This is a genomic window from Streptomyces sp. NPDC033216 (assembly GCF_055577115.1).
On record NZ_JBVIQK010000020.1, the window covers coordinates 48,938 to 66,048 of the forward strand.

General features: G+C 71.1%; 21 protein-coding genes and 1 pseudogene. 13 read left to right on the plus strand and 9 right to left on the minus strand.

From position 1 onward, the window contains the following. The first annotated feature begins 69 nt into the window (after positions 1-69). The gene (locus ACZ5Y0_RS28680) at positions 70-858 is read left to right on the plus strand and encodes a CDP-alcohol phosphatidyltransferase family protein (protein WP_469131585.1); all 789 of its coding nucleotides are present in this window, start codon (positions 70-72) and stop codon (positions 856-858) included. On the opposite strand, the gene ACZ5Y0_RS28685 is transcribed toward ACZ5Y0_RS28680, so the two are convergent. Next, positions 844-1,599, minus strand: a complete 756-nt coding sequence (locus ACZ5Y0_RS28685) for a MerR family transcriptional regulator (protein WP_469131586.1) — start codon at positions 1,597-1,599, stop codon at positions 844-846. The genes ACZ5Y0_RS28680 and ACZ5Y0_RS28685 overlap by 15 nt on opposite strands. An 82-nt stretch (positions 1,600-1,681) precedes the next feature. Further along, positions 1,682-2,005 (minus strand): PLD nuclease N-terminal domain-containing protein, encoded by a 324-nt coding sequence (locus ACZ5Y0_RS28690; RefSeq protein WP_469131587.1) that lies wholly within the window; start codon positions 2,003-2,005, stop codon positions 1,682-1,684. 87 nt (positions 2,006-2,092) lie between these two features. On the opposite strand from ACZ5Y0_RS28690, the gene ACZ5Y0_RS28695 reads away from it, so the two are divergent. The 7 genes from ACZ5Y0_RS28695 to ACZ5Y0_RS28725 all read left to right on the plus strand — a co-directional run bounded on the left by ACZ5Y0_RS28695 (position 2,093) and on the right by ACZ5Y0_RS28725 (position 8,199). After that, the gene (locus ACZ5Y0_RS28695) at positions 2,093-3,544 is read left to right on the plus strand and encodes a menaquinone biosynthesis decarboxylase (protein WP_469131588.1); all 1,452 of its coding nucleotides are present in this window, start codon (positions 2,093-2,095) and stop codon (positions 3,542-3,544) included. Next, positions 3,541-4,443 (plus strand): menaquinone biosynthesis prenyltransferase MqnP, encoded by a 903-nt coding sequence (gene mqnP / locus ACZ5Y0_RS28700; RefSeq protein WP_469131589.1) that lies wholly within the window; start codon positions 3,541-3,543, stop codon positions 4,441-4,443. Before ACZ5Y0_RS28695 ends, mqnP begins: the two co-directional genes overlap by 4 nt. A gap of 66 nt (positions 4,444-4,509) precedes the next feature. Next, positions 4,510-5,166 (plus strand): UbiX family flavin prenyltransferase, encoded by a 657-nt coding sequence (locus ACZ5Y0_RS28705; RefSeq protein ID WP_469131653.1) that lies wholly within the window; start codon positions 4,510-4,512, stop codon positions 5,164-5,166. A gap of 79 nt (positions 5,167-5,245) precedes the next feature. Continuing rightward, positions 5,246-5,701 carry an Lrp/AsnC family transcriptional regulator gene (locus ACZ5Y0_RS28710; protein ID WP_356560441.1) on the plus strand — a complete coding sequence of 152 codons (456 nt, stop codon included), beginning with the start codon at positions 5,246-5,248 and terminating at the stop codon, positions 5,699-5,701. A gap of 104 nt (positions 5,702-5,805) precedes the next feature. Further along, positions 5,806-6,969 carry an aminofutalosine synthase MqnE gene (gene mqnE, locus ACZ5Y0_RS28715; RefSeq protein ID WP_469131590.1) on the plus strand — a complete coding sequence of 388 codons (1,164 nt, stop codon included), beginning with the start codon at positions 5,806-5,808 and terminating at the stop codon, positions 6,967-6,969. A gap of 127 nt (positions 6,970-7,096) precedes the next feature. After that, positions 7,097-7,396, plus strand: a complete 300-nt coding sequence (locus ACZ5Y0_RS28720; protein ID WP_469131591.1) for a DUF4229 domain-containing protein — start codon at positions 7,097-7,099, stop codon at positions 7,394-7,396. A 158-nt stretch (positions 7,397-7,554) separates the two neighbouring features. Continuing rightward, positions 7,555-8,199, plus strand: coding sequence for a TetR/AcrR family transcriptional regulator (locus ACZ5Y0_RS28725; RefSeq protein WP_469131592.1), 645 nt, complete (start codon positions 7,555-7,557; stop codon positions 8,197-8,199). An 11-nt stretch (positions 8,200-8,210) separates the two neighbouring features. Here the strand turns inward: ACZ5Y0_RS28725 and ACZ5Y0_RS28730 are convergent, their stop codons facing one another. Then, positions 8,211-9,113: a MaoC family dehydratase gene (locus ACZ5Y0_RS28730; protein WP_469131593.1), complete on the minus strand. Its 903-nt coding sequence runs from the start codon at positions 9,111-9,113 to the stop codon at positions 8,211-8,213. A gap of 378 nt (positions 9,114-9,491) precedes the next feature. Here ACZ5Y0_RS28730 and ACZ5Y0_RS28735 point away from each other — a divergent pair, with 378 nt between their 5' ends. Both ACZ5Y0_RS28735 and ACZ5Y0_RS28740 read left to right on the plus strand, forming a co-directional pair. Continuing rightward, positions 9,492-11,414, plus strand: coding sequence for an AMP-dependent synthetase/ligase (locus ACZ5Y0_RS28735; protein WP_469131594.1), 1,923 nt, complete (start codon positions 9,492-9,494; stop codon positions 11,412-11,414). A gap of 59 nt (positions 11,415-11,473) precedes the next feature. Beyond that, a complete protein-coding gene (locus ACZ5Y0_RS28740) occupies positions 11,474-11,944 on the plus strand; it encodes a hypothetical protein (RefSeq protein WP_469131595.1) in 471 nt (156 codons plus the stop codon). Here the strand turns inward: ACZ5Y0_RS28740 and ACZ5Y0_RS28745 are convergent. Together ACZ5Y0_RS28745 and ACZ5Y0_RS28750 are read right to left on the minus strand one after the other, a co-directional pair. Further along, the gene (locus ACZ5Y0_RS28745) at positions 11,890-12,111 is read right to left on the minus strand and encodes a DUF397 domain-containing protein (protein WP_469131596.1); all 222 of its coding nucleotides are present in this window, start codon (positions 12,109-12,111) and stop codon (positions 11,890-11,892) included. The genes ACZ5Y0_RS28740 and ACZ5Y0_RS28745 overlap by 55 nt on opposite strands. After that, positions 12,108-12,458 (minus strand): annotated as a pseudogene (locus ACZ5Y0_RS28750) (Scr1 family TA system antitoxin-like transcriptional regulator); the annotation flags it as partial. The gene ACZ5Y0_RS28745 and the pseudogene ACZ5Y0_RS28750, both read right to left, overlap by 4 nt. A gap of 46 nt (positions 12,459-12,504) precedes the next feature. Between ACZ5Y0_RS28750 and ACZ5Y0_RS28755 the strand changes: the two are divergent. Then, a complete protein-coding gene (locus ACZ5Y0_RS28755) occupies positions 12,505-12,966 on the plus strand; it encodes an ATP-binding protein (RefSeq protein ID WP_469131597.1) in 462 nt (153 codons plus the stop codon). Between the two features lie 202 nt (positions 12,967-13,168). Here ACZ5Y0_RS28755 and ACZ5Y0_RS28760 read toward each other — a convergent pair whose 3' ends face one another. The 3 genes from ACZ5Y0_RS28760 to ACZ5Y0_RS28770 form a co-directional block, all read right to left on the minus strand. Further along, positions 13,169-13,813 carry a class I SAM-dependent DNA methyltransferase gene (locus ACZ5Y0_RS28760; RefSeq protein WP_469131598.1) on the minus strand — a complete coding sequence of 215 codons (645 nt, stop codon included), beginning with the start codon at positions 13,811-13,813 and terminating at the stop codon, positions 13,169-13,171. Positions 13,814-13,880: 67 nt separating this feature from the next. Continuing rightward, positions 13,881-14,195: an AzlD domain-containing protein gene (locus ACZ5Y0_RS28765; RefSeq protein WP_469131599.1), complete on the minus strand. Its 315-nt coding sequence runs from the start codon at positions 14,193-14,195 to the stop codon at positions 13,881-13,883. Next, on the minus strand, positions 14,192-14,929 hold the full coding sequence (locus ACZ5Y0_RS28770; protein ID WP_469131600.1) for an AzlC family ABC transporter permease: 738 nt from the start codon (positions 14,927-14,929) through the stop codon (positions 14,192-14,194). Before ACZ5Y0_RS28770 ends, ACZ5Y0_RS28765 begins: the two co-directional genes overlap by 4 nt. Positions 14,930-14,997: 68 nt before the next feature. Between ACZ5Y0_RS28770 and ACZ5Y0_RS28775 the strand changes: the two genes are divergently transcribed. Further along, positions 14,998-15,597 carry a helix-turn-helix domain-containing protein gene (locus ACZ5Y0_RS28775; RefSeq protein ID WP_469131601.1) on the plus strand — a complete coding sequence of 200 codons (600 nt, stop codon included), beginning with the start codon at positions 14,998-15,000 and terminating at the stop codon, positions 15,595-15,597. Positions 15,598-15,692: 95 nt separating this feature from the next. On the opposite strand, the gene ACZ5Y0_RS28780 is transcribed toward ACZ5Y0_RS28775, so the two are convergent. Further along, entirely contained in the window at positions 15,693-15,896 is a 204-nt protein-coding gene (locus ACZ5Y0_RS28780; protein ID WP_003974443.1) for a cold-shock protein, read from the minus strand. 297 nt (positions 15,897-16,193) lie between these two features. Between ACZ5Y0_RS28780 and ACZ5Y0_RS28785 the strand changes: the two genes are divergently transcribed. After that, complete coding sequence (locus ACZ5Y0_RS28785) at positions 16,194-17,042, plus strand: menaquinone biosynthetic enzyme MqnA/MqnD family protein (protein ID WP_469131602.1); 849 nt, start codon at positions 16,194-16,196, stop codon at positions 17,040-17,042. Positions 17,043-17,111 lie beyond the last annotated feature (69 nt).

Consider the following 17,111-nt stretch of genomic DNA (forward strand, 5'->3'; position numbering starts at 1 on the left):
CCCGACGTTCCGTCAACTCGGTACCCTGGCCCGATCATTGTGGGCTTGTGGGTGTGTGAGAGGAACGTCATGGGTGCTGCGCCGGTTCTGGAGGAGCTGCGGGAGGTCTGTCAGCCGCAGGCCAAGCTGGCGAGCAGGAACGGGGAGCACTGGGCCGGCCGTCTCTACATGCGGAGGGTGTCGCTGCGGTTCACCCGGCAGCTCGTGCGCACGCCGGTCACCCCTGACCAGCTCACCTGGACGATGGTGGGGTGCGGGGTGCTGTCGGGTGCCGCGCTGCTGATTCCGGGGCTGACCGGCGCCGTCCTCGCCGTGCTGCTCATGCAGCTGTTCCTCCTCTTCGACTGCGTCGACGGCGAAGTCGCGCGCTGGAAGGGGCAGAACAGCGCGACCGGCATCTACGTCGACCGGCTCGGCGCCTACCTGGCCGACGCGGCGCTGATGACCGGCTTCGGCTTCCGGGCCGCCGAGTCCGGCGTCGTCGGCGGCTGGGCGGGGTTCAACGGCTGGGTCTCGCTCGGCCTCGCCACCGCGCTCGGCGTCGTCCTCCTGAAGGCGTCCACCGACCTGGTCGACGTCGCCCGCGCCCGGCGGGGGCTGCCCGTCGCCGACGACGAGGCGACCCGGCCCCGGTCGCGGGGCGTCGCCTCGGTACGGCGGCTCGCGGCGGCCTTCAAGATCCACCGGGTCACCAACGGTATCGAGGCCTCGCTGGTCCTGCTGGTCGTGGCGGTCGCGGAGGCGGTGGGCGGCGGGGTGGAGCCGACGCGCTGGGCGCTGGGCGCGATCGCCGTCATCACCTGGGTGATGGTGCCGGCGCACCTGCTGTCGATCCTGGCGTCGTCACGCCTGCGGTGAGGTGAGGCCCTCGGCCAGGTACGCCGACAACGCGCCCGCCGCCCTCAGCATCGACCGGCTGCGCGTCGTCAGGGACTCCGCCCGCGCCGCCAGGGCCTTGCGCAGGGAGGCGGCGCTCCCCTCGCGGCGCAGGTCCTCCAGGACCGGACGGATCTGGTGCAGGAGGTAGTGGCCGCGGCGCAGGCTGTGGATCACCCTGGCGTCCCGCAGCTCGGCGGGACCGTAGAGACGGTGGCCGGTGGGGTGTTCGCGGGGCGGGGTGAGGAGGTCGGCCGCCTCCCACACCCGCAGTGCCGACGGGCGTACGCCGAGCAGGGCGGCGACCTGCCCGATGCGCAGGCCGGGCCGCCCGAGGGGTTCCGGGGTGTCCTCGGCGAGGGTCTCCAGTGCCTCGCCCGTGGCCCGGAGCGCCGCCCGTTCCTCGTGCAGCGCGGCGTGCGCGGCGTCGACGAGGGCGAGCGCGCCCGGTACGTCACCGGCGTGCACGGTCCGCATGATCCGGGTGGCCTGCGCGGGGCCGTACCCCGCGAGCAGCGCCCGGTACGTCAGCAGGGCCCGCCGGTGTACGTCCCCGAAGGCGCGGTAGCCGGAGTCGGTGCGCCCGGCCGGGGGCAGTACGCCCGCTTCCTCGTAGTTGCGGATCTGCTGGGTCGACAGCCCGGCGAGGCGGGCCAGGTCGACGGTGCGGAGGCGGGTGCCTCGTCCGTCGGTGTCTCGCGCAGGGGTGCGGGGTGTCTTCATGGTGATCGGGCCCCACCGTAGCGGGTGCTCGAAGGGGCCCTCACCGGGACGAGGGGGACGGCGGCCGAGAGGGCCGGCGCTCCTACTTCTCGTCCCCCTTGCCCTTCTCGTCGTTCTTCTCGTCCTCGTCGAGCGACTTCAGGAACTCGGGGTTGTCGTCCGGGGCGATCCACTGCCGCTGCCGCGGGTGGCCGCCGCGGACGCCGGACCAGCCTTCGGCCGCGGGGCTGCGCTTCTTGCCGGCGATGAGCCAGGAGAGCGAACCGACGAGCGGGAACAGCAGGACGAGGACGGCCCACAGCGGCTTGGGCATGTGGCGGATCTCGTCGTCCTTCGTGCTGATGCAGTCGATGAACGCGTAGACGCTCAGCGCCAGCGGCACCAGGAACATCAGTACCCGCAGCATGGGGTCTCTCCAGCGCAGAGGGCGGCGGGGCCGCGGTACGGGCCCCAGGTACGGGGTCAGGGTAGCCCCTCGGGGATACTTGACCGCATGGCTTACGACGATCTTCGCTCCCTGCTCAGGGCCCTTGAGCGTGAGGGCGACCTCAAGCGCATCAAGGCCGAGGTCGACCCGTATCTGGAGGTCGGGGAGATCGTCGACCGGGTCCAGAAGTCCGGTGGCCCCGCGCTCCTCTTCGAGAACGTGAAGGGCTCGGCGATGCCCCTCGCGATGAACGTGTTCGGCACCGACCGACGCCTGCTGAAGGCGCTCGGACTGAAGTCGTACGCGGAGATCTCCGAGCGGATCGGCGGGCTGCTGAAGCCGGAGCTGCCGCACGGCTTCGTGGGGGTCCGCGAGGCGTTCGGCAAGCTCGGCGCCATGGCACACGTCCCGCCGAAGAAGGTGAAGGACGGTCCCGTGCAGGAGGTCGTCCTGCACGGTGACGACGTGGACCTGGAGCAGTTGCCGGCGCTGTTCACCTGGCCGCAGGACGGCGGGTCGTTCTTCAACCTGGGTCTGACCCACACCAGGGACCCGGAGAACGGGGTCCGCAACCTCGGGCTCTACCGCCTCCAGCGTCACGACAGGCGCACCATCGGCATGCACTGGCAGATCCACAAGGACAGCCGCAACCACTACCAGGTCGCGGCCCGCCGGGGCGAGAGGCTGCCGGTCGCAATCGCCTTCGGCTGTCCGCCGGCCGTCACGTACGCCTCCACCGCCCCGCTGCCCGGCGACATCGACGAGTACCTGTTCGCCGGGTTCCTCGCGGGCAAGCGGATCGAGATGGTCGACTGCAAGACGGTCCCGCTCCAGGTCCCGGCGCAGGCGGAGGTCGTACTGGAGGGCTGGCTCGAGCCGGGCGAGATGCTTCCCGAGGGCCCGTTCGGCGACCACACCGGTTTCTACACGCCGCAGGAGCCGTTCCCGGCGCTGACGATCGACTGTGTGACGATGCGCAGGCGTCCGCTGCTCCAGTCGATCGTGGTGGGTCGGCCGCCGACCGAGGACGGCCCGCTGGGCCGGGCGACGGAGCGGTTCTTCCTCCCGCTCCTCAAGATCATCGTCCCGGACATCGTGGACTACCACCTGCCCGAGGCCGGCGGTTTCCACAACTGTGCGATCGTCTCGATCGACAAGAAGTACCCCAAGCACGCGCAGAAGGTCATGCACGCGGTCTGGGGCGCCCACATGATGTCCCTGACCAAGCTGATCGTGGTGGTCGACTCCGACTGCGACGTCCACGACCTGCACGAGGTCGCCTGGCGGGCCCTCGGCAACACCGACTACGCCCGCGACCTCTCGATCGTGGAGGGTCCCGTCGACCACCTCGACCACGCCTCCTACCAGCAGTTCTGGGGCGGCAAGGCGGGTATCGACGCGACGAAGAAGTGGCCCGAGGAGGGCTACACCCGCGACGGGGGCTGGCCGGACATGGTCCTCTCGGACCCGGAGACGGCGGCGACGGTCGACCGCCGGTGGAAGGAGTACGGCCTGTGAGTTCGGCATCCGCGGCGCTCCCGCAGCCGGGACGCACCAAAGCCTTCCTCCGCCTGGTGATGATCGAGCACTCGGTCTTCGCCCTGCCCTTCGCCTATATCGCCGCGCTGACCGCGATGTTCGAGCTGGACGGGAACATCCACTGGTGGCGGCTGCTGCTGGTCACCGTCTGCATGGTGGGTCTGCGCACCTTCGCCATGGCGGTGAACCGGATCATCGACCGCGAGATCGACGCGCGGAACCCGCGCACCGCCCAGCGCGAACTCGTCACCGGCGCGATGTCGGTGAAGCACGCCTGGACCGGCGCGCTGATCGCCCTGGTGGTCTTCCTCGGCTCGGCGGCCCTGCTCAACCCGCTCTGTCTCGCCCTGGCCCCGGTCGCCGTGGTCCCGATGGTGGTCTACCCCTACGGAAAACGCTTCACGAACTTTCCGCAGGCCATCCTCGGTCTCGCCCAGGCCATGGGCCCGATCGGCGGCTGGCTGGCGATCACCGGCGAGTGGTCCTGGGACGCGGTCGTCCTGGGCCTGGCCGTCGGCGTCTGGATCGGCGGCTTCGACCTGATATACGCCTGCCAGGACGTCGACACCGACCGTGAGATCGGCGTCAGGTCGGTCCCGGCCCGCTTCGGCATCCCCGCCGCGATCTGGGGCGCCCGCGGCTGCCACGCCGTCACCACGGCCCTGTTCGTCTGGTACGCCGTCGTCACGGACGCCGGTGCCTTCTTCTGGCTGGGCCTGCTGATCGTCGCGGGCGCGTTCGTCTACGAGCACACCATCGTCCGGCCGCACGACCTGTCCCGCCTGAACAGGGCGTTCTTCTCCACGAACGGCTTCATCGGCATCAGCCTCTTCGTGTGCGCGCTGATCGACCTGCTGGTGCGCGGCCTCACGGTGTAGTCCGGTCCCGAGCACCCCTTCGGTCGCCGGTACGCTCAAGGTGTGAACGCAGGAGAAACGCAGCGCGTGCCTTGGATCGTGGGGGTGTCCGGGGCGTCCGGTACGCCCTATGCCGCCGCCGTGCTGCGCGCGCTGCTCGCCGGGGGCGAGCGCGTGGACCTGGTCGTCAGCCGGGCCTCGCGGCTCACGCTGCTCGACGAGACGGGGATCTCCTTCCGGGACGCGCACTGGCGGGACGACCTGCGGGACTGGCTGGCGCGGGGCGCCGACGGGAAGCCGGACACCTTCGACGTCGACGTGGACGGGGACGCCGTGCGGTACTGGGCCGCCGGTGACCTGGCGGCGGGGCCGTCGTCGGGGTCGTATCCCGCGAAGGGGATGCTGATCGTGCCCGCCTCGACGGCCTGTGTCGCCGGAGTCGCGCTCGGACTGTCCAAGGATCTCCTCCAGCGGGCGGCGAGCGTCACGCTCAAGGAGCGCCGCACGCTCGTGGTCGCCGTCCGCGAGACCCCGCTGAACGGGCAGACCCTGCGTCAGCTCGTCGCTCTGGACGACGCGGGCGCGAGCGTCGTACCCGCCTCCCCGGCCTTCTACGCGGGCGCCACGCACATCCAGGACCTGGTCGACTTCGTCGCCGGCCGGGTTCTCGACGCGGCGGGCGTGCCGCACGGCCTCTACCGCCGGTGGAAGGGCGAACTGGGCGGCGGCACACGCCCCGCCTGAGCGGTGCCGGACAGCGGCACCGGCAGCACCTTCAGCATGTCACTCACTCTCAGACCTCTTCGTCGGAAGGCTCGATCGCATGGACGCCGTGGACAGGCAGCTCATCCAGGCCCTGAGGGAGAACGGCCGGGCCTCGTACGCGGAGCTGGGACGCCTCGTCGGCCTGTCGGGACCCAGCGTCACCGACCGCATCAACCGGCTGGAGGCGGCCGGCGTCATCACGGGTTACCGGGCCACGGTGAACGCCGCCTCGCTCGGCCTGGGTGTCACCGCCCTCATCGGCATCTCCCTCTCCGACGCCGCCGACCACGAGGACGTGGCCGCGCGGATGAAGGACCTCAGCGAGATCGAGGACTGCTGGTTCATCGCCGGCGACGACTCCTTCATGCTCAAGGTCCGGGCGAACGACGTCGACGGACTGGAGCGGATCATCCGGCGGCTGTCCGGGACGAAGGGCGTGTCCCGTACCCGTACGACCATCGTGCTCTCCACGAAGTGGGAGAACCGGGTCGGGGAGCTTCCGGAAGAGGTCTGACCGGTCGGGCGCGTTCGGCGCCGTCCGGGGGCACCACCCGCCCGAGGGGTGGGGGCGTACGGTTGACGAAGTCTGTCTCAGGGCGAACGGGAAGAGGTAAGGGCATGGACGTCGGGCTCAAGCGCGAGCTGGAGCAGAAGGTCAGGGCCGGTGAACGGCTGACCCGTGAGGACGGCATCGCGCTGTACGAGTCGGACGACCTGGCCTGGCTGGGCGGACTCGCGCACGAGGTGCGGACGCGCAAGAACGGCGACGTCGTCCACTTCAACGTCAACCGCCACCTCAACATGACGAACGTGTGCACGGCCTCCTGCGCGTACTGCTCCTTCCAGCGCAAGCCGGGGGAGAAGGACGCGTACACGATGCGCATCGAGGAGGCCGTCAAGCTCGCCAAGGCGATGGAGTCGGAGAACCTCACCGAGCTGCACATCGTCAACGGCCTGCACCCGAACCTGCCGTGGCGCTACTACCCGCGCTCCCTGCGCGAGCTGAAGGCCGCCCTGCCGGACGTGTCCCTGAAGGCCTTCACGGCAACGGAGATCCACCACTTCGAGACGATCTCGGGCCTGTCGGCGTCGGAGATCCTGGACGAGCTGATCGACGCGGGCCTGGAGTCGCTGACCGGCGGCGGCGCGGAGATCTTCGACTGGGAGGTCCGCCGGCACATCGTGGACCACCGCACGCACTGGGAGGACTGGTCGCGGATCCACCGCCTGGCGCACGAGAAGGGTCTGAAGACCCCGAGCACCATGCTGTACGGCCACATCGAGGAGCCCCGCCACCGCGTGGACCACGTGCTGCGGCTGCGTGAACTCCAGGACGAGACCGGCGGCTTCCAGGTCTTCATCCCGCTCCGCTACCAGCACGACTTCGTGGACATGAAGGACGGCAAGGTCCGCAACCGCCTTCAGGCCCGCACCCAGATGGCGACCGGCGCGGAGGCCCTCAAGACCTTCGCGGTCTCCCGCCTCCTTTTCGACAACGTCCCGCACGTCAAGGTCTTCTGGGTCATGCACGGCGTCCAGACCGCCCAGCTGGCCCTCCAGCACGGCGCGGACGACATGGACGGCTCGGTGGTCGAGTACAAGATCACCCATGACGCCGACAACTACGGCACCCCCAGCAAGCTGACCCGCGAAGACCTCCTCGACCTCATCCGCGACGCGGGTTTCCGCCCGGTGGAACGCAACACCCGCTACGAGATCATCCGCGAGTACGACGCCCCGGACCCCGCCCGCCGGGAGTCCCCGCAGCCGATGCGACTCTGACGGCCCCCGCCCCCGCCGCAAGGTCCGCCGCCGGGCGTGCTTCACTGGAAGGCGCCCCTTTGGGACCTTCGGGACCTTCGGACCTCCCCGGGAGGGGAGACCCAGAGACGGAAGAGTGGATTTAGGGATGCTTCGCTACACGCTGATGCGCCTCGGTGTCTTCGCCGGCTGCCTCGCGGCCGTCTGGGGGCTTGTCCGTCTCGGTGTCTTCCCGCGTGGCCTGGGCGACTCCAACGGCATGTGGATCATCCTGCTCTCGCTGGTGCTCTCCGCGCCGATCAGCTTCGTCCTGCTGCGCAAGGAGCGCGACCGAGCCTCGGAGACGGTGGTGCGCCGTGTGGACCGCATGAAGGCCGGCCTGGAGTCCAGCCGCTCCCAGGAGGACGAGACGGTCGACTCCGCCCACGCGCAGGGCCAGCCCTCGTAGGGTCCCCGGTACGGCGCTCGCACCGGTCGGTCATCGGCGGGCGCGCCGCCCTCGGGACCGGCGCCGAGCGGTGACCGCCGCTCGGTCTCGGCCGACTCGGGCCGGGGGACGCCTTCGCAGGGGAGTTCGGCCCTGCCGGCCGCAACTAGTCTTTCCCCATGGGTGCCGTGAAGACCAAGCGGATGCCGCGTGCGGTCCGTGAGCAGCAGATGCTGGACGCCGCCGTGGAGACCTTCGGGCGGCGCGGGTACACGGCCGCGTCGATGGACGAGATCGCCGAACTGGCGGGTGTGTCCAAGCCGTTGGTCTACCTGTACCTGAACTCCAAGGAAGACCTGTTCACCGCGTGCATCCGGCGTGAGGCGGAGGCGCTCGTCGGGGCGGTGCGCGCGGGCGTGGACACCCGCCTGCCGGCCGACCGCCGGCTCTGGGAGGGCCTGCTGGCGTTCTTCGCCCACACCGGCCGCCATCCGCACGCCTGGTCCGTCCTGCACATCCAGGCCCGCACCCACGGCGAGACCTTCGCCGCCGAGGTCACGGCGATGCGCGATGAGATCGTGGCGTTCGTGACCCAGCTGATCGTGGTCGCCGCCCGCGAGGCGCACCGTGACCCGGACCTCCCCGAACGGGAGGTGGCGGGCCTGGCCGAGGCCCTGGTGGGCGCAGCGGAGTCCCTGGCCGCCTGGGCCAACGCGTCCGGGTCGGTCACCCCCCGCCAGGCGGCGGCGACCTTGATGAACTTCGCCTGGGCAGGCCTCGGCAACCTCATGACCGGCCGCCCCTGGTCCCCACCGGAGTCCTGAACCGGGGGCGCTCAGTGAGCCGGGATCGCCGGCTCCACCCGCCCCCGCACGTGGGTTCGCCCCTCGTCTCCCGTGCCTCGCAGCTCGAACCGCCCCCCGTCCGCCGCGAAGGTCACCGTTCCGGGCAGCAGGACCGGCGCCCGGAAATCGACCCGGACGTGCGCGGCGGCCGGGGCGCTGTGGGCGGCGAGGCAGCGGGCCGCCGTCCACATGCCGTGGGCGATGGCGCGGGGCAATCCGAAGAGGCGGGCGGTGAGCGGGGAGAGATGGATCGGGTTGCGGTCCCCGGAGACGGCCCCGTACCGCCGCCCGACGTCGGCGCCGAGCCGCCACTCGCCGACCACGGGGAGGGAAGACCCGGCCGGGGAAGACCCCGCCGGGAGAGTCCCGGCCACGGCGTCCACGTCAGCCGGACCCTGGCCTGCGGCCTGCCCCCGCGTCCGGTGCCGGGCGAGATACGTGCTCTCCGACTCCCACACCACCTCCCCGCTCTCCCGCAGCTCGGTCACGACGACGGCCTCCGTGCCACGCCGGTGCGGGGCCAACCGCTCGACATGCACAGCGAGTTCGTACGTCCCCGTGGCCGGGACGGGCCGGTGCCGGGTCAGGGAGATCGAGGTGTGGACCAGACCGAGCAGCGGGAGCGGGAAGGCGCGGCCGCTCATGATGCGCATGGCCAGGGGGAAGCCCAGGACGTGCGGATAGGTGATCGGCAGGGCGTCGTCGCCGGTCGGGAAGCCGCACACCCGCTCGTAGGCGGCTAGCCGGGCCAGGTCGACGCGCAGGCCGGGCAGGACCAGCCGGCCGCCCGAGAAGTCGGCGCCGGGCCGGGGCCGCTTGAAGGGCGACAGGAGCGCGGCGCGTGCGAACAGCGGGCCGAGGGCCGGGGGTGCGGAGAGCGGCGGGGTCGTCACCGGGCCCGCTCCTCGCCCGCGAGGCGCCCGTTCCGGTCGGCCATGTCCATTTCTCCCGCCCTCTCGCCCGCCCTCTGCCCATTCCTTACTCTGGAGTAGGTTACCGCCGGTAAAGTCTCCGGCAAGTCCACCGGGCGACTTCGCGACAACCGCCCCCGGTGAATCTGAGGGTCACTCACGAACCCCTGGAGGTTGCACAGCCCCGGCCCACGGACGCCCCCGAATGCGCACAGGCCCCACACGTCAGCCCCGTACGATCCCCCTCCTGGCCGGGGGTAACCCCTTTCTGCGGTTCCGTCCCGGTTGAACGCCTCGGCACACGAGGCACGTACCTCATGCAGCAAGCAGTTCGGTCGCTGCACGCCCAGGGAGTCGCCCGTGTCCACCCCGCGTTCATCCACCCCGGCCTTCGCCGGTTACGACGCTCCCCCCGCCCTCGTGGAGCCCGAGACCCGCCGGCTGGACGGCGCCGTACGGGAGGTGTCGATGCCGGTGTTCGCGCGGCCGGTGACGCACGGCTCCCTCGCCGAACTGCCGTTCGACAACGCGGCGGCCGCCCCCGACGCGGTGGTCCTCAGCCGCAGGGACGCGGAGGGCCGGTGGACGGATGTGACGGCACGGCAGTTCGCGACCGAAGTCCTCGCCGTGGCCAAGGGGTTGATCGGTGAGGGTCTGATGCCGGGTGACCGCCTCGCCATCATGGCCCGTACGAGGTACGAGTGGACGCTGCTCGACTTCGCCGCCTGGGCGGCCGGACTGGTGACCGTCCCCGTCTACCCGACCTCGTCCGTCTTCCAGACCCGGTGGATCCTCCAGGACTCCGGCGCGGTGGCCCTCGTCACCGAGACGGGCGGGCAGGCGGCGGCCATCGGCCCCGAACGCGACCGGCTGCCCGACCTCCACCACATCTGGGTGATCGAGAAGGGTCACGTGGACCGCCTCGCCGAACTGGGCGAGCAGCACGTCCCGGAGGCCGAGACCGACATCCGCCGGGGCATGTTGGTCCCCGACACCCTCGCCACCCTCATCTACACCTCGGGTACCACCGGCCGCCCCAAGGGATGTGCGCTCACCCACGGGAACTTCTTCGCCGAGATCGACAACGCGATCGAGCTGCTGTACCCGGTGTTCAAGTCGTCCACCGACGACCTCTCCGTGCTCCTCTTCCTCCCCATGTCGCACGTCTTCGGCCGGATGGTCGCCATCGCCTGCGTCCGCGCCCGCGTCCGCCTCGGCCACGCCCCCAGCCTCAAGGCCGACCAACTCCTCCCGGACCTGGAAGCGTTCAGACCCACCTGCCTGCTCGCCATCCCGTACATGCTGGAGAAGATCTTCAACACGGCCCGCGCGAAGGCGGAGGCGGGCGGCCGGGTGTCCTCCTTCGACCGGGCGGTGAACACGGCCATCCGCTACGGCGAGGCGGTCGAGGCCCACAACGCGGGCACCGGAGGCGGCCCCGGCGCCGGCCTCCGCGCGGCCCGCGCCCTCTACGACCCGCTGGTCTACCGCCGTATCCGCAGCGCCATGGGCGGCCGGGTCCGGCACGCCATCTGCGGCGGCTCCCCGCTGGGCCGACGCCTCGCCGCGTTCTACGCCGGCGCGGGCATCGAGATCTACGAGGGTTACGGCCTCACCGAGACGACCGGCGCCTCGACCGTCACCCCACCCATGAAGCCCCGACTGGGCACGGTCGGCTGGCCGCTGCCCGGCACCAGGATCCGGATAGCGGCCGACGGCGAGATACTCATCGCCGGTGACCACGTCCTGCGCGGCTACTGGGACCCGGCGGCCGGCGGAGTCGTACCCGCCGCCCCCGACGGCTGGCTCGCCACCGGTGACATCGGCGAACTCGACGACGAGGGCTACCTCACGATCACCGGCCGCAAGAAGGAGCTGATCATCACCTCCGGCGGCAAGAGCGTCGCGCCCGCCCCGCTGGAGAACTGGCTGCGCTCGCACCCACTGATCTCCCAGGCCATGGTCCTCGGCGACGGCCGCCCGTACGTCTCCGCCCTGCTCACCCTCGACGCCGACGGCCTCACCCACTGGCGCCAGATGAACGGCAAGCACCCCGTCCCGGTGGAACTCCTCATCGGGGACGAGGAGTTGAACGGCGTCCTCCAGCGCGCGATCGACGAGGCCAACAAGCTGGTCTCCCGCCCCGAGTCGATCCGCCGGTTCGCCGTCCTGCCCGGCGACTTCACCGAGGCGGAGGGCCACCTCACCCCCTCGATGAAACTGCGCCGAGAGGCGATCCTGCGGGACTTCGGTGACGAGGTGGAGAGCCTCTACGGGCAGTGACCCCCACGGGCGGCAAAACGGTTCGCGGCACAGGTCCACGGCCGGGGAGGATGCCGCCCGTGAACGCCATCGAGTTCTTCCAGTACCCCTGCGCCGAAAGCCCGACCCACCCGGTGTGGGGAGTCAGGGTGGACGGCACGGACCTGCGCACGCTCGTAGGCGAGGCGACCCGCCCGCTGTGGCGCGCCGAACTGGCGGGGGAGTTCGACGGCGAGGCGGAGGACGAGAAGGAGACCGCCGAGCAGGTCCGCGTCCAGCACGGCGGCCTCGGCGTCGCCGAGTTCGAGGACCACTTCCGCACCGCCGGGCACGCCGTTCCTTTGCTCGGCTGCTCCTGCGGCATCTGGGGCTGCTGGCCCCTCATGGCCAAGGTCACCCTCACTCCCACGACGGTGACCTGGTCGGCCTTCCGCCAGCCGTACCGGGAGGAATGGGGGGAACTCGCGCTGGGACCCTACGAGTTCCCCCGGGAGGCCTACGAGTCCGCGGTGGGCGCTCCGCTGGCGCTGGGCGAGGACCCGCTGCCGTAGGGGAGGAAGTGGGCCCAGGCCGCGGGGGAGAGACCCAGGGTGGGGCCGGTGGGGTTCTTGGAGCCACGGACGTGGATGGTGGTGGCGCAGGCGGCCACTTCCAGGCATTCGCCGCCTCCGCCACTGCTGTAGCTGCTCTTGAACCAGCTGAGTTCCTGGGTACTCATAGACTTCCCCGCAGTTTGTCGATCAGGTCCAGCGACTCGCTGGGCCTGAGGGCCTGCGCCCTGAGGAGCCCGTAGCGCTCGCCCAGAACGCGAACTTCTTCCGCGTCCGAGATGAGTCGTGGATGCGTGTGGATCTCCACGTACGCTACCTGCTCCCCCTTCCGAACCGTCAGCAGGTTGAACGGGCCGTCCATGCTGGGCTGTTCCTCACGATCCATCGGCATCACCTGAAGTTCAACGGCTCGGAAGCTGCCGATGCGCAGAAGGTTCTGCAACTGTGCTGCGTGCACCTTCTCTCCACCGATCGGCCGGAGCAGCACGCTCTCATCCAGCACGAAACCGAACGTCGGCGACGGTCCACCTGGTTAGAGACAACAGGCCACGCTCAGTCACGTGAACTCCGAAATCTCCACCCAGATCTCCACCCCTCTCGGGGAGCTGACCCTCCGCCTCAGTTCCACGCCGAGGGGGGCCCGGCTGGCCCGGCGGATGACCGGGCAGCAGCTCGACGCCTGGGGATACCCGCACGACGGGGACGCCAACGACACCGCGCAGCACGTCGTCGCGGAGCTGGCCGCGAACGCCGTCACGCACGGCCGGGTGCCGGGCCGGGACTTCGAGCTACGGCTGCTGCTGTTCCCGGAGGGCACGCTGCGTGTCGAGGTGAGTGACACGCGCGGCGACCGGAAGCTGCGGTTCGTGACGGACCCGGACGCGGAGGGTGGCCGGGGCCTGGTGCTGGTCGCCCTACTCGCGAGGACGTGGGGCGTCGACGAGCGGGACGTGGGCAAGACGGTGTGGGCGGAGGTTCCGCTGACGACGCCAGGCCGCTCGACGCCGCCGCCCGGGCCCTGACTCCCCAGGACTCTCGCGCGACGGTCCCGGTCCGTGTCCGGTGGGGCCGGAAGGGGACCGTCGCGCCCGCAGGCGGCGGAGTGCCGTACGCTCCGGCTCCGGGGTCGCCGTGACGGGCCCGGCCGGGCCGGCGCCGGCTCGACGTCCGGCCCGCGATGACCCCGGCCACCTCGTGGCGCTCGACCCGGCAGGGGCTCGCTCCCTAGGCGCGCGCGACCAGGTAGGCCTGCGGAACCTTCTCGTCGAGTTCGGGCTCCGGTGCGCGGACCGTCCGGGAACGCACGGAGAAGCCGGCCTCGCCGAGCAGTTCGGCCATTTCCTCCGGCCTGCGGCGGTGGAAGTCCAGGGACACCGGGTGACCCCACGGCCGGTCGTGGTGCTTGGGCTCGTCGCCGACCTGGAAGGCCAGGAGAGCGTGGCCGCCGGGCTTGAGGACGCGCCGGAACCCGGCGAAGAGACGGGGCAGTTCCGCCACCGGTGTGTGGATGGAGGAGTACCAGGAGACGACCCCGTCCAGTGAGTCGTCGTCGTGCTCCAGCTCCAGCATCGAGCCCCGCTCGAACCGGATGCCCGGATTCTCCCGCCGGGCCACCGCCAGCATCGACTCCGACAGGTCCAGCCCGGACATGGACAGCCCCAGCGAGGCGAGGTGCCCGGTGACCCGCCCCGGCCCGCACCCGAGATCGACCACCTTCCCACCCGGTCCCACGAGTTCGGCGTACAGCGCGAACACGGCCCGGTCGTGGGGCAGCTTCGCGTGCAGGTCACGGAAGCGGTCGGAGTAGTCCTCGGCGACGGCGTCGTAGAAGGTGCGGGTCGCGGTGAGGAAGTCTGCGGCTTCGGTCATGCGCGGGACCGTAGCCGGTGCCACTGACACCGACGGCGGCACGGGCGCGGACCCGCCCTGCCACGGCTCAACCCACCCCCAGCGCCCGCAACCCCGCAGCCGTCACCGCCGCCCCCAGCACCACCACCGGGAACGGCGCCCGCCGCCACGCCAGCACCACGGCCACCAGCACCCCGGCCGGACGCGACCACCCCGCGAAGCCGCCGCCCTCGGTCAGGGCGCCGGTCGCCAGCAGCGCGGCCAGCAGCACCACCGCTCCCGCCGACGACAACTCCCGCACCCGCGCGGGCAGTACGACCCGCCCGTGCAACGCCGGCCCGACCAGCCGGAACGCGTACGTCCCCACCGTCAACACCAGAATCACGACGACCGACGCACTCATACGGCGGCCTCCTCACGGCCGTACAGAAACAGCCCGGCGAGTGCCGACAGGACCGGCACCCCGGCCGGGACGACCGGTGTCAGCGCCAAGGCCAGGGCGGCGCCGAAGGCCGCGGAACGCCGTAGCCGGGTGTCCTCGCGCAGCGCGGGCAGGACCAGGGCCACCAGGACGGCGGGGAAGGCGGCGTCTAGTCCGTAGGCGGCGGTGTCGCCGAGGGCGCCGCCGGCGAGCGCCCCGGCCAGCACACCGACGTTCCACACGGCGAACAGTCCGAGCCCGGAGATCCAGAAGGCCGCCCTGCACCGTCCGGGGTCGGACTGGGCGAGCGCGAAGGCGACGGTCTCGTCCGTGACGAGATGCGCGCCGAGAAGACGGGCCGCGCGACCGGGTCCCAGCAGATCGGCGACGGCCAGTCCGAACGCCACCGTCCGGGTGTTCAGCAGCAGCCCGGTCGCCGCCGCGGCGACCGGCCCGCCCCCGGCCAGCAGCACACCCACCGCGCTGAACTGCGCCGATCCCGCATACACCAGCACGGACATCGCCACCGGCACCCATACCGGAAGACCCCCGGCAACGGAGATCGCCCCGAAGGACACGCCGACCACCCCGCCGGCGAGCCAGACGAGTGAGCTGTCACGGACGAGGGCCCGGCGGACCGCGGGGGCGGCGGCCCAAGGGGTGCGGGGCGTCCGGGGGGAGCGGGGTGTGCGAGATGTTCGGTTCGGCGAACGCATGTTTTCTACAATGGACAGACCGGCCACTGTTCGTCAAGGCGAACGTCCGTACCGATGGAGCGAACAACATGTCCGACGCCGTACCCCCGCCTCCCGCCCCGTCCCCCACTCCGCCCCCCTCCCGCCTCCCTCTCGACTGGATCGCCGCGTCCCTGCGTCGCGAGCGCACCCGCGCCGGGCTGTCCCTCTCCGAACTGGCCAAGCGCGCCGGCATCGCCAAGTCCACGCTCTCCCAGCTGGAGGCGGCGAGCGGGAACCCGAGCATGGAGACGATCTGGGCGCTCGGCGTGGCCCTGGGTGTCCCGTTCAGCGTGCTGGTGGAGCCCCCGGTGTCCGCCGTGCGGGTCGTCAGGGCGGGGGAGGGGCCGACGGTCGCCTCGGAGCAGGCGCCCTACGTGGCGACCCTGTTGTCCGCGAGCCCGCCGGGCGCCCGGAGGGACCTCTATCACCTCCGCGCCGAACCGGGCGCGGCCCGCGTCTCGGAGCCGCACATCCCCGGCACGGTCGAGCATCTGATCGTGAGCACCGGGCGGGTGCAGGCGGGGCCGGTGGGGGAGACGGCGCGGCTGGAGCCCGGCGACTACATGACGTACCGGGGCGATGTGCCGCACTCGTACGAGGCGCTGCTGCCCGGCACGACGTTCGTGCTCGTCATGCAGCATGTGTAGGCGCCGTCACCAAAAGGCAGGAGCCCCGTCGCCTTGCGGCGCGGGGCTCCTTGGGTACTGCTCTCAGAGACTTGCGATCTCAGGGTTTGGCGCGATCAGACGGGGGTGACGTTCTCCGCCTGCGGGCCCTTCGGGCCCTGGGTCACGTCGAAGGAGACCTGCTGGTTCTCCTCGAGCGAACGAAAACCCTGCGCGTTGATCGCGGAGTAGTGGACGAAGACGTCGGGGCCGCCGCCCTCCTGGGCGATGAAGCCAAAGCCCTTTTCGGCGTTGAACCACTTCACGGTTCCGGTAGCCATAAGCCCTCCTTGGGCCCAAAGGGTTGCCCTGCTCCAGAACCCTGCAAGCGTGAAAGCAAGTGCCGCACAACTGCATACGTCTGAAAACGACAAGAGCCTGCGGTTACATGCTCCGCAGGCTCTGTACTGCAAGGGAAACCAAACTGCAACTTGCGGCGAGCCTAGCATGCAGGCGCCCGAAAGCAACAGAGGTCAAGATCACGTCACCCGGATGTTTGAAGATCCGGAAAAGGGGTTGACGCGGGCCGGTCAGGGGCCGGACTCCGGAGGCTGCCGGACGGGGTCTATCGTCGCGATGTGGACAATTCTCGCACCCGGCCGCGCGTCGGCCACATCCAGTTCCTGAACTGCCTGCCCCTGTACTGGGGGCTCGCGAGAACCGGCACCCTCCTCGACTTCGAGCTGACCAAGGACACCCCGGAGAAGCTCAGTGAGCAGTTGGTGCGGGGGGACCTCGACATCGGGCCCATCACCCTCGTCGAGTTCCTGAAGAACGCCGACGACCTGGTCGCCTTCCCCGACATCGCCGTCGGCTGCGACGGCCCCGTGATGTCCTGCGTGATCGTCTCGCAGGTGCCGCTGGAGGAGCTGGACGGCGCCCGCGTCGCCCTCGGCTCCACCTCACGCACCTCCGTGCGCCTGGCCCAGCTCCTGCTGTCCGACCGCTACGGCGTCCGGCCCGACTATTACACCTGCCCGCCGGACCTGAGCCTGATGATGCAGGAGGCCGAGGCGGCCGTACTCATCGGCGACGCGGCCCTGCGGGCGAACCTGCTGGACGGCCCGAAGTTCGGTCTCCAGGTGCATGACCTCGGCGCGCTCTGGAAGGAGTGGACCGGCCTGCCGTTCGTCTTCGCGGTGTGGGCGGCCCGCCGGGACTACCTGGAACGCGAGCCGGTCATCACCCGCAAGGTCCACGAGGCCTTCCTCGCCTCCCGCAACCTCTCCCTCGAAGAGGTCACCAAGGTCGCCGAACAGGCGGCCCGCTGGGAGGCCTTCGACGAGCGGGTCCTGGAGCGGTACTTCACCACCCTGGACTTCCGCTTCGGCCCCGCCCAGCTCGCGGCCGTCACCGAGTTCGCCCGCCGCGTCGGCCCGACGACGGGCTTCCCGGCCGACGTGAACGTGGAGCTGCTCCAGCCGTAACGACGGCACTAGGCTGCTGCCGGGCCTCACGGAGTCCACGGGGCCACGGGCGCACGGGGGAGGGTGGAC

Excerpts from the sequence above, each read along its gene's own strand:
- mqnE (WP_469131590.1), top strand. The coding sequence starts at position 5,806 with ATGGACGTCGGGCTCAAGCGCGAGCTGGAGCAGAAGGTCAGGGCCGGT.
- ACZ5Y0_RS28765 (WP_469131599.1), bottom strand. The coding sequence starts at position 14,195 with ATGAGTGCGTCGGTCGTCGTGATTCTGGTGTTGACGGTGGGGACGTAC.
- ACZ5Y0_RS28685 (WP_469131586.1), bottom strand. The coding sequence starts at position 1,599 with ATGAAGACACCCCGCACCCCTGCGCGAGACACCGACGGACGAGGCACC.
- ACZ5Y0_RS28680 (WP_469131585.1), top strand. The coding sequence starts at position 70 with ATGGGTGCTGCGCCGGTTCTGGAGGAGCTGCGGGAGGTCTGTCAGCCG.
- ACZ5Y0_RS28710 (WP_356560441.1), top strand. The coding sequence starts at position 5,246 with ATGGACGCCGTGGACAGGCAGCTCATCCAGGCCCTGAGGGAGAACGGC.
- ACZ5Y0_RS28770 (WP_469131600.1), bottom strand. The coding sequence starts at position 14,929 with ATGCGTTCGCCGAACCGAACATCTCGCACACCCCGCTCCCCCCGGACG.
- ACZ5Y0_RS28760 (WP_469131598.1), bottom strand. The coding sequence starts at position 13,813 with ATGACCGAAGCCGCAGACTTCCTCACCGCGACCCGCACCTTCTACGAC.
- ACZ5Y0_RS28695 (WP_469131588.1), top strand. The coding sequence starts at position 2,093 with ATGGCTTACGACGATCTTCGCTCCCTGCTCAGGGCCCTTGAGCGTGAG.
- ACZ5Y0_RS28720 (WP_469131591.1), top strand. The coding sequence starts at position 7,097 with ATGCTTCGCTACACGCTGATGCGCCTCGGTGTCTTCGCCGGCTGCCTC.
- ACZ5Y0_RS28725 (WP_469131592.1), top strand. The coding sequence starts at position 7,555 with ATGGGTGCCGTGAAGACCAAGCGGATGCCGCGTGCGGTCCGTGAGCAG.
- ACZ5Y0_RS28780 (WP_003974443.1), bottom strand. The coding sequence starts at position 15,896 with ATGGCTACCGGAACCGTGAAGTGGTTCAACGCCGAAAAGGGCTTTGGC.
- ACZ5Y0_RS28775 (WP_469131601.1), top strand. The coding sequence starts at position 14,998 with ATGTCCGACGCCGTACCCCCGCCTCCCGCCCCGTCCCCCACTCCGCCC.
- ACZ5Y0_RS28745 (WP_469131596.1), bottom strand. The coding sequence starts at position 12,111 with ATGAGTACCCAGGAACTCAGCTGGTTCAAGAGCAGCTACAGCAGTGGC.
- ACZ5Y0_RS28690 (WP_469131587.1), bottom strand. The coding sequence starts at position 2,005 with ATGCTGCGGGTACTGATGTTCCTGGTGCCGCTGGCGCTGAGCGTCTAC.